The 7,543-nt window shown below is 39.6% G+C and carries 10 protein-coding genes and 2 pseudogenes; 6 read left to right on the top strand and 6 right to left on the bottom strand.

All coding sequences use genetic code 11. The annotated features are described in order from the left end of the window. The 3 genes and pseudogenes from btgB (HUX74_RS20515) to HUX74_RS20525 all read left to right on the top strand — a co-directional run. A pseudogene (gene btgB, locus HUX74_RS20515) lies at positions 1-232 on the top strand (mobilization protein BtgB); the annotation flags it as partial. 173 nt (positions 233-405) lie between these two features. Then, positions 406-1,422, top strand: coding sequence for a hypothetical protein (locus tag HUX74_RS20520; RefSeq protein ID WP_008782585.1), 1,017 nt, complete (start codon positions 406-408; stop codon positions 1,420-1,422). A 31-nt stretch (positions 1,423-1,453) separates the two neighbouring features. Then, the gene (locus tag HUX74_RS20525; protein ID WP_032951959.1) at positions 1,454-2,287 is read left to right on the top strand and encodes a hypothetical protein; all 834 of its coding nucleotides are present in this window, start codon (positions 1,454-1,456) and stop codon (positions 2,285-2,287) included. 120 nt (positions 2,288-2,407) lie between these two features. Here HUX74_RS20525 and dcm read toward each other — a convergent pair whose 3' ends face one another. The 4 genes from dcm to HUX74_RS20545 all read right to left on the bottom strand — a co-directional run bounded on the left by dcm (position 2,408) and on the right by HUX74_RS20545 (position 4,632). Further along, positions 2,408-2,827 (bottom strand): DNA (cytosine-5-)-methyltransferase, encoded by a 420-nt coding sequence (dcm, locus tag HUX74_RS20530; RefSeq protein ID WP_008782583.1) that lies wholly within the window; start codon positions 2,825-2,827, stop codon positions 2,408-2,410. Further along, positions 2,827-3,348, bottom strand: coding sequence for a BfmA/BtgA family mobilization protein (locus HUX74_RS20535; RefSeq protein WP_008782582.1), 522 nt, complete (start codon positions 3,346-3,348; stop codon positions 2,827-2,829). Before HUX74_RS20535 ends, dcm begins: the two co-directional genes overlap by 1 nt. A gap of 102 nt (positions 3,349-3,450) precedes the next feature. Beyond that, on the bottom strand, positions 3,451-3,642 hold the full coding sequence (locus tag HUX74_RS20540) for a hypothetical protein (RefSeq protein ID WP_008782581.1): 192 nt from the start codon (positions 3,640-3,642) through the stop codon (positions 3,451-3,453). A 12-nt stretch (positions 3,643-3,654) separates the two neighbouring features. Continuing rightward, a complete protein-coding gene (locus tag HUX74_RS20545; protein ID WP_008669318.1) occupies positions 3,655-4,632 on the bottom strand; it encodes a replication initiation protein in 978 nt (325 codons plus the stop codon). A 91-nt stretch (positions 4,633-4,723) separates the two neighbouring features. Between HUX74_RS20545 and HUX74_RS21135 the strand changes: the two are divergent. Next, positions 4,724-4,783 (top strand): annotated as a pseudogene (locus tag HUX74_RS21135) (four-helix bundle copper-binding protein); the annotation flags it as partial. 324 nt (positions 4,784-5,107) lie between these two features. Here the strand turns inward: HUX74_RS21135 and HUX74_RS20555 are convergent. Beyond that, entirely contained in the window at positions 5,108-5,422 is a 315-nt protein-coding gene (locus tag HUX74_RS20555) for a helix-turn-helix domain-containing protein (protein ID WP_007851388.1), read from the bottom strand. Positions 5,423-5,427: 5 nt separating this feature from the next. Then, a complete protein-coding gene (locus HUX74_RS20560; protein ID WP_008669299.1) occupies positions 5,428-5,775 on the bottom strand; it encodes a type II toxin-antitoxin system RelE/ParE family toxin in 348 nt (115 codons plus the stop codon). A gap of 392 nt (positions 5,776-6,167) precedes the next feature. On the opposite strand from HUX74_RS20560, the gene btgA reads away from it, so the two are divergent. After that, positions 6,168-6,773 carry a mobilization protein BtgA gene (gene btgA, locus HUX74_RS20565; protein ID WP_008782580.1) on the top strand — a complete coding sequence of 202 codons (606 nt, stop codon included), beginning with the start codon at positions 6,168-6,170 and terminating at the stop codon, positions 6,771-6,773. Then, a partial coding sequence (gene btgB / locus HUX74_RS20570; protein WP_151938106.1) for a mobilization protein BtgB occupies positions 6,770-7,543 on the top strand: 774 nt, incomplete at its 3' end. The genes btgA and btgB (HUX74_RS20570), both read left to right, overlap by 4 nt.

The following is a 7,543-nucleotide window of genomic DNA, read 5'->3' on the forward strand; positions in this document are numbered from 1 at the left end:
CCCGGCGGAAATAGCCCGGCAGGTGGAACGTGCGGAACGCATCAGAAAGGAGAAATGGGACAATCTCAAAGCGGAGCTTCAATCCCGGCAGGAACCGGAGAAGTCGAAAATTCAGCAGGTGGAAAAAACGCCGGACATCGAGCAGCCTATTCCCAAAAAGAAGCAGCAGGAGGAAGATCTGGAACTCCTGAAGAAGCCAAAAAGGAGCAGAGGTTTCGGAATGGGCATGTGATTTTTCTATTTTCCGGCACCGTTTATCTCGCTTACCGCAACATACGTAAGAAATGGACCATGCCCATAGCCAACTGGGCGACCATCGCACAACAATTAGCGGAATCCAAAATTTGCTAATACTTTATTTATTTCTACCTTTATAGCCATTAATAAAACAATAAAATTTTATTCATGGAAAAGCAAACAGCAGTTAGAGAAACTTTATTAAAAGAATTTGCCAATTGCAGTGATAAACTTTTCACTTTAGGAATAATTCGTACAGATAGCTTTACTGGAGAAATAGGAGAATTTATTGCCTCCAAGTATTTTAAACTAAGTTTAGCTGGTAAATCCACAAAAGCATACGATGGAGTATGTCCTAAAGGCTATAAATATCAAATTAAATCTAAAGTTATATCTAACAATAATCTTACTCATCATATTTCTAATCTAAAATATCAAGATTTTGACTATCTCGTAGTTGTATATTTTGATATATATTACAATCCTATATCCATATTAAAAATCCCTTCTAATAAAATTAATACGGAAGAATACATTATTGGCGCTTCTTCTGTGCATTCATTTTCTCAGAATATAGCTCGATTAAAATTACTTCAAAAAGAACAAGTCGCTATCAGAAATTTTGCTCAAAGTTACTTGAATTTACAAAAAGAAGGGATTATTAGAAGCCGTAAAGTAGTAGGGGATATTGGAGAATATTATGCTTGTAAACGCTTGAACCTAAAATTATCTAGCAATAAGAATGAGAAGGGACTGGATGCAATAGGTCAAGGAGGATTAACTTTTGAAATCAAAACAAGGCGAGTATATGATAGTGAAAGACGGACTTCTGAAACAAGAAGAATAAACAATCTAATAGGCAAAAATGCAGATTATTTAATTGTGGTAACTTTAAATCATGCCTTTGAATGTTCTGGAATGTGGATAATGCCAATGAAAAATATAATTAATCCTAAATCAGCCAATCTTAAGATTGTTAATACAACAAAAGGAGTAAAGAATTTAGTACCAAGCCAAATTAGTTGGTTAAACACTGGCGAGAAGTTTGTATCATTTAATTGCATGGATAAACAAAATAACTCTCAAGTGGAAGTCACAAATTCTGATATTAAGGGAAACAGCAATAAAATGCGTATTATTCTAATTATAATCATTATCTTCGCTATAATATGTTTGGTTGTGTGATTATTAATCTCAATTCTAAATATTTGTTAATATGATTTTACCAACAATGACATTGACCGAATTGGCAAAGGAAATTCAGTCTGATTACAAGGAAGTCCATGCACGCTGGACTAAATTTAATCCCAAATTCAATAAAATGAGATTGAAGCAAACATATTATCCATGGATATGGAATACAGAGATTATTACAAAGAAAAATAATAAATGGTTCTTCAGCTTTTATGCACAATCTAAAGAGGATGCTAACGTTGTAATTCCTCATGCCTACATTACTTTTAGGTATGGAGGAACTACATGGGCAGCTTATCCGCTTAAAGGGACAAATGTGTTACTGATTTTTTCTTCCCATTTCTTTGAACGTTACATTGAACGTTTCTTGGAACTAAATAAGGATGAGAAGCAATACACATCCCTTGATATAATAAAATTATTTTATTTACGCAATAACCACATTGGATGTATAAAACCTGAATTAGAAGATTTAGCTAGAGGTTTCTGTGAAGATGGAATGATTTTAGGTGAATGGATTTCTGAATCTGCTGCATTAATCAAAACCTTCTTATCTCGCAATGAACTAAAAGTAAATCAATATACAGAGTATTACGATATGTTTCATAATTGGATTATCCAAGATATGTTCTTAGCTCACAAAGGATATTCTCTCTCATCTATGGAAGAATTTGATAATTTACCAGATTCCTACTTCTCGCCTAAAGAATGGGAAAAATTTCTTAAACTAAGAGGTAATGAAATGTGGATAAATATAGCCATTGAATGTAGCGAATTTAGAATTGAACATAAAGAAGAATATGAAAAATGTTCTAATATGCTTCAAGCGATTATGGACAATCGTTCTTTAGAATAAAAAGTAACATTATGATTACCCCAGAAGAATTAATACAAGACTTAATAGATTTTTATGGTTATGAAGTGGACTTGTCGTATGCGATTAACTACATAGACATGGTAGGTCAATATGCCTCAGTTAATGGTTTTCATCTTTGGTTGCAAGATTTGTTAATATGAATGATACAAGTCCTTCAACGTTTTCGAGGATAAAACCAGCAGGTTCCTTTTTCTTTAAAATTCTTTCAACATCAAAAAACAAAGTACCACGTGTTTCTGTAAAGCCCAATCTTTTTCCGCCGCCGGAAAAAGATTGGCATGGAAAACCTGCACAACAAATGTCAAAATCTGGAATTTCTTTTTCATTAACTTGTGTAATATCTCCGTTTATTAACTCGTTAGGATGATTTTGTTTTAAAACCTTTATGGCATGTTTCTTGATTTCAGAAGTAAATACACACTCTGTTTTATAACCAGCTTCGTGTGCGGCTAATTCTAAGCCACATCGAATGCCACCAATTCCAGCAAAGAGGTCTATAAATTTAATAGTTCCTTTCATTATAATTCGGTGTTTACTTTTATTTTCCCTATTGTTTTTTGTTCGTCACGTACCCGGCACAGTTCCCGGTGTGCCTTTTCCTTGTATTCTAGCAAAGCGGAGTTTTCGGAGCGCAGCCGGGCAATCTCCCGTTCTTGTTCTTCGCTTTTGGCTTCTGCCTTTGCTTTTTCTTCGGCAGCATGGGCGATCAGTTCCGGCGCAGGGAGTTGCTTGGCGGTCTGTTCCCGGACAGTTTGGAGAAGCAGGCGCACCGCTTCCGTTTCCTCGTTGTGTTGTTCCATGATCTTTGCGGATTGTTCCAGCCGCCCGGCAACCTTTTCTAATGGGGAGAGGTCAAATGCTTCACCCCGGAGGTCGAACCCGGTTCTTTGGAAATAATCAACGGACAACTCAACAAATTCTTTGCGGGTTATGCCCGTACCCTTTAAATATTCATCTAATTTTTGGGCGTACTCTTGGCTTATCGCTATGGTGGTAAGCGGTGTTTTCCTCTTTTGCTTGCTTTCTTGTCCTTTTTCCATTGTTGTAAAATGCTATATTCTGTTGCAAAGGTAGTTATAAGTTTTGTTATTGCAGCTTATCGCAAATGTTATTGCAATTTATTGCGGTTATAGCAAAATAAATCACTCTGTTATTAGCTGGAAGTCATGGTAAACGCCCCCTTTTCTTCCGCAGGCTTCCGGACATGGTTCAGTGAATATCACTGTTACGAATATTGCCCCGGCGAACTTCTCTATCTCTGTAACCATTGCCCGTAAATCCCTGCCATAGCCGTTAATTTCGGCTGGTACGATAACTTTATCACCTGTTTTCATACTTGTATTTTTTTATTCTATTCCAAAATCTTCCATTAAGCAAACCCGGATGATAGCCCCTATCTGTTTGGCTGGCTTGTCTATATATTGCTCAAACTTCTTTTGTATCTTTTGCGCCACCTGTACGGCTATTTCCGGGTGTAACTGTACGGCGTTCACTACACGCTTAACATATCCTTTGTCACTTTTGGAGAACCTCGAAATAGTGGTTGTTATGTAGATGATCGCCTGTTTGGCGCTTTCGTATTCCAATAGCTTTTGTTGTTCGGTTTGCCTTGTGTAAACGTAAAATTTGTATTCGGTCACTTCCTTGCCTTTGTAGCTCTTTGGTTCGAACTCGAAATATAAATCGCATTGTCCGGCATTGTACAACTCCCGGAGTTCCTTTTGCGGATCGTCAAGTACACGCCTTTTGAAATCGCATCCCCGTTTGTATTTCTTTTCCAACATGAACATTTCCCGGAGCTTTTCGACTGTGTAGAAGAAGAACCCGGCGTTTCGGTATTGGCAGCACAGTTCGTAAAACCTTTGCGAGAATGTGCTTTTGAGTGCGATTGCTACCGTCATGGAGTAACTCGTGAAGTTTTGGGCGAGTTCCACGTAATAGGGTAGTACCTCTTTGGAAACTTGCACCTCAAAATACGATTTATTTTTGATATGCTTGACGTAATTGACAAAACCGATACTTAGCCACATCTTTTCGTTGTTAATTTCTATATCGCGATTTCTAAGCCGTTTTAGCGCATCGTAGATGTTTTGCATCTTGGTATTGTCACCGCATTTTTTTAGTTCTTCCTCGTGTATGGTGATAATCAGATCATCGAATAAGTCCCGTCTGCCGTTCTCGTTCTCGATGTATTGCGCCCGGATATTTCGTATAATGGAGTATAGGGCACGTTTTTCGATAAGGTCGAACTTGTAGCGTGCGGTAGTCAGCGCATTGTCTTGCGACAGGACTATATCCCTCTGTTTCTTGTCTTTCTTCTCCATGACTTTAATGCTTTTCGCAAAGGAAATATTTATCTACGACAAAAACAAATATTTGACGTAGAATATTTGTCGTAGATAGCCGTTTTTTTCGGAAATTTGTCGTAGATGCTCGGAAATTTGTCGTAGATGCTCGGAAATTTGTCGTAGATGACCTTTGTAAGATATTATAGCACAATGTGTTATGCTATGCCATAAAAGTAACTAAAAAGAAACTAAAAATTACCGTAAAGCAATGGAGTGTTTCTTTTTTGGTTTATAGAGGTCGCTTCGCTCCACTTTTCAGCGTGTTTTTTGATACGACGAATTTCCGGAGAATGGGAGAGAGTGGAAACAGGTAAAGCCAAGTGCAACGGATTAGGAAGATTTTCTGGCGTGTTAAATTTTGTATAAATGTGACTTTAAATGTATAAAACGAGAAGTTTCCGGGAGCGAAAACGCATCCCGGATTTAATGTAATTTTTTGTTGTATAGTTAGTTACCATAACGCAACTTTACCCATGCTTCCGATTTCAAGTTTAGCACTTATCCCCATAGCCTTAAAAACTCTTGCAATGGTGGAAAAGGTTAAATTCTTACCGTTTTCAATTCGGGAGATTTGAGCTCGTTGCACTCCTATCAGATTACCTAATTCCTCTTGGGTTAAGTTCTTTGATTGGCGAGCCTGTTTAATGGCTTCACCTATCAAAAAAGAGTTAAGTTCTTCTTCGTAGGCATCACGTTTGGGAGTACCTTTTTCTCCGATGTATTTATCCTCGATTTCTTCGAGTGTATAAAATTTCTTTGCTTCCATACGCTTTATCTTTTTGAATTAAAATAATCTTTTCTAATCTCTTCGGCTTTGGCTATTTCTTTGGGAGGTGTCTTTTGGGTTTTCTTGATAAACCCATGTGTTGCGATTACCAGAGTGTTTATCTTATCGTCCTTATCCCAAAAAGCAAGAAGCCTGTACTTGGTTTTGTTATAGAACGTTCTGAATTCCCAAATATCCGTATCATCCAATTTCTTGAATAAATCTGGATCAAGTACAAAGGTGGATTTACGAATATTGCTAATGATCTTCTCACGTACCTTGTTGGGCAATCCGTCTAAAAACTCTTGGGCTTCGTTGGATAATTTGACCTTGAATCTTGATTTTGCTTCCATATAAAGTTTTTTAGTGTTGCAAAGATAATATTTTGTTTCATTATATGGAAACAAAATATATTTATTTTATGCAGCCTGTTGTGCCGTTTTAATGTGTTTTTTTGTTTGTGGAATAGGTTCTTTCTTAGTGCCTCGCTCCGACTTCTCCCCGTCCCCCTTGTACGAGCTTTCGCCGTACCGCAGGGGAGGGTGTTCTTTCGATTGCTCGGCAGTCGAAAGAACAGCAAGAGGAAACCGGGCTTTGCCCTGTTTTTCCTCTTGCCCTACGGGGTTACGGCTGAATATCAGCCGTTTAAGTTTTTTAACCGCAATTAGTTTGAAATTGTGGTTAAAATCATACCTTTGTAAATCAGAGATTTAATAATATAATTAGCAATTAAAACAGCAATTGTATGGATAAGGAAACCACTACTTCTGTCACCATTGACCGAAAAACGTTTGCCCGGCTTGACAGGCTGGCAAAGTCCAATAATGTATCAAAGAAAGACTTCCTTTCCTGTGCGCTGGAGTACTTCGAGAAGTACGGAATCAACCCGGTTGAGCATGAGAGTCCGGCAAAGGAAATGCAGAAACTTATCAAACGCTGTGATCAGGTGATAGCGTTCATCAGGAAGCAGGAGCAGGATTTCTTGCGTCCGGCTTGTGAAGCCATGGGCAGTACAAGCATGAGAGTGACCATGAGTATGGACTCGATACTTACGGAAAAAAAGTTCAGCCAATACCAAAAGGACAATGACCTATTCATGCGTGATCTTGCAAGCCTTGCCGGGATAAGGGAGCAGGCTTTGGACCGGACGGAAAAGGCAGTCGGTCAGTCGAGGGATATGCTTCTGAAGAACCAACAAGCCATTTATGCAAGGCTGGACGCTGTGACGCAAAGGCAGGAGAAGATCTTCTCCTATATCGCAAGCTACATCGATGCGAAAGGAAAAGCCGGGCTTTTCGATGATATAAAAGCCTTGTACAAGGACGAGAAGAACAAAAGGGAAAAGATATGAACGTGAAGATACAGGGAGGCGGTAACGGCACATACGCCAATACAGGCAGTTGTGTTGCGGTGACGAACTATCTCCAGCATGAGGATTTGGAGAGGATGAAGAAAGGGGAGGAGGTGCAGCCGTTCTTCAACCAGTTCCGGGACTACGTGAGCTCAAGGGAGGTCACATTCAAGATAGACAACAACAAGGCTAAGTTAAGCCAGACTGACGCAAAGTTCTATGTTATTACCGTCAGCCCTTCAGAGAAAGAGCTGCGCTGCATGGGCAGGACTCCGCAGGAGCGTGCGGAAGCCTTGCAGTGGTACATCCGGCAGGACGTGATGAGAAACTATGCGGAGGGCTTCGGAAAAGGCTTGAGAAGCGATGATGTGGAATATTACGCAAAGATCCATTTCAATCGGGACGGTGACAGTGACAGCGATATGCACGCACATATCATCGTCAGTCGGAAAGACCGGAGCAACACCAAAAAGTTAAGCCCTAAAACGAACCACACCGGAAAGAAGAACTGCGGCAACGTGAAGGGAGGTTTTGACCGGACGGATTTTTTCCGGAAGTGTGAAAGCTCTTTTGATCGGCGCATGGGGTTTGACCGGGAGCCGGAGGAAAGCTTCGACTATCTTAATGCCGTCAAGAACGGAAGCCCGGCGGAAATAGCCCGGCAGGTGGAACGTGCGGAACGCATCAGAAAGGAGAAATGGGACAATCTCAAAGCGGAGCTTCAATCCCGGCAGGAACCGGAGAAGTCGAAAATTCAGCAGGTGGAAAAA

This window comes from Bacteroides sp. Marseille-P8574 (genome assembly GCF_902825465.1).
GTDB lineage: Bacteria > Bacteroidota > Bacteroidia > Bacteroidales > Bacteroidaceae > Bacteroides > Bacteroides uniformis.

What these genes read in the sequence shown, in the direction of transcription:
- HUX74_RS20520 (WP_008782585.1), top strand. Translation starts at nt 406, where the DNA reads ATGGAAAAGCAAACAGCAGTTAGAGAAACTTTATTAAAAGAATTTGCC.
- HUX74_RS20525 (WP_032951959.1), top strand. Translation starts at nt 1,454, where the DNA reads ATGATTTTACCAACAATGACATTGACCGAATTGGCAAAGGAAATTCAG.
- dcm (WP_008782583.1), bottom strand. Translation starts at nt 2,827, where the DNA reads ATGAAAGGAACTATTAAATTTATAGACCTCTTTGCTGGAATTGGTGGC.
- HUX74_RS20535 (WP_008782582.1), bottom strand. Translation starts at nt 3,348, where the DNA reads ATGGAAAAAGGACAAGAAAGCAAGCAAAAGAGGAAAACACCGCTTACC.
- HUX74_RS20540 (WP_008782581.1), bottom strand. Translation starts at nt 3,642, where the DNA reads ATGAAAACAGGTGATAAAGTTATCGTACCAGCCGAAATTAACGGCTAT.
- HUX74_RS20545 (WP_008669318.1), bottom strand. Translation starts at nt 4,632, where the DNA reads ATGGAGAAGAAAGACAAGAAACAGAGGGATATAGTCCTGTCGCAAGAC.
- HUX74_RS20555 (WP_007851388.1), bottom strand. Translation starts at nt 5,422, where the DNA reads ATGGAAGCAAAGAAATTTTATACACTCGAAGAAATCGAGGATAAATAC.
- HUX74_RS20560 (WP_008669299.1), bottom strand. Translation starts at nt 5,775, where the DNA reads ATGGAAGCAAAATCAAGATTCAAGGTCAAATTATCCAACGAAGCCCAA.
- btgA (WP_008782580.1), top strand. Translation starts at nt 6,168, where the DNA reads ATGGATAAGGAAACCACTACTTCTGTCACCATTGACCGAAAAACGTTT.